Annotated in this window: 1 protein-coding gene; it reads right to left on the bottom strand. The window is 73.6% G+C overall.

The window, feature by feature from the left end; all coding sequences use genetic code 11:
* Positions 1-5: 5 nt before the first annotated feature.
* Positions 6-1,118, bottom strand: a 1,113-nt coding sequence (locus ACFWTC_RS38970) for a ferrochelatase (protein WP_384075191.1), incomplete at its 5' end; no start/stop codon positions are given.

The raw sequence follows: 1,118 nt of genomic DNA, 5'->3' as shown, positions 1-1,118 counted from the left end.
GGGTCCTACGCGTACGGGCTGTCGGCGCCCGCGGCCGCCGGCCGGGGCGCGCGCGCCGGGCAGCAGCCCACCGCGCACAGGTCGTGGCTCGCCCCCAGCAGCCCCACCGCGCACCGCTCGACGGGCTCGCCGCGCTCGGCCGAAGCCCGCTCCAGCACCAGCTCCCGCACCGCCGCCGCGAACCGCGGATCCGCCCCCACCGTCGCCGACCGCACCACCGGCAGCCCCAGCTCCGCCGCCTTCGCCACCGCCTCCGTGTCCAGGTCGTACAAGACCTCCATGTGATCCGACACGAAACCGACCGGCACCACCACCGCCGCCGCGGCCCCCGCCCCGTGCAACGCCTCCAGGTGGTCGCAGACGTCCGGCTCCAGCCACGGAACATGCGGGGCACCGCTGCGCGACTGATACACCAGCTCCCACGGCAGCCCCCAACCCGTCTGCGCCCGCACCGCCTCCGCGATCACCCCCGCCACATCCAGGTGCTGACGCACATACGCCCCACCCGCACCGCCCTCCGTGTGCTCCCCCACCGGCCCCGACGCGTCCGCCGCCGCCGCCGGAATCGAATGCGTCGTGAACACCAGATGCGCCCCCGCCCGCACCTCCTGCGGCAGCGAAGCCAACGAGGCCAGCACCCCGTCCGTCATCGGCCCCACGAAGCCCGGATGGTTGAAGTAGTGCCGCAGCTTGTCCACCCGCGGCAGCTCCCCCACCCCCTCCCCGGCAAGGACGCCCAGCGCGTCGGCGAGGTTCTCCCGGTACTGCCGGCACCCCGAGTACGAGGCGTACGCGCTCGTCGCCAGCACCGCGATCCGCCGCCGCCCGTCCGCCGCCATCTCCCGCAGCACGTCCGTCAGGTACGGAGCCCAGTTCCGGTTGCCCCAGTACACCGGCAGGTCCAGCCCGTGCTCCGCGAAATCCTTGCGCAACGCCGCCAGCAGCTCACGGTTCTGCCCGTTGATCGGACTCACCCCGCCGAAACCGAAGTAGTGCTGCCCCACCTCCCTCAACCGCTCGCGCGGGATCCCCCGCCCCCGCGTCACGTTCTCCAGGAACGGCACCACGTCATCAGGCCCCTCCGGGCCACCGAAGGACAGCAGCAGCAGGGCGTCGTA

The organism is Streptomyces sp. NPDC058619 (assembly GCF_042717785.1).
Taxonomy (GTDB): domain Bacteria; phylum Actinomycetota; class Actinomycetes; order Streptomycetales; family Streptomycetaceae; genus Streptomyces.
This window is presented reverse-complemented; position numbering and strand designations above follow the sequence as displayed.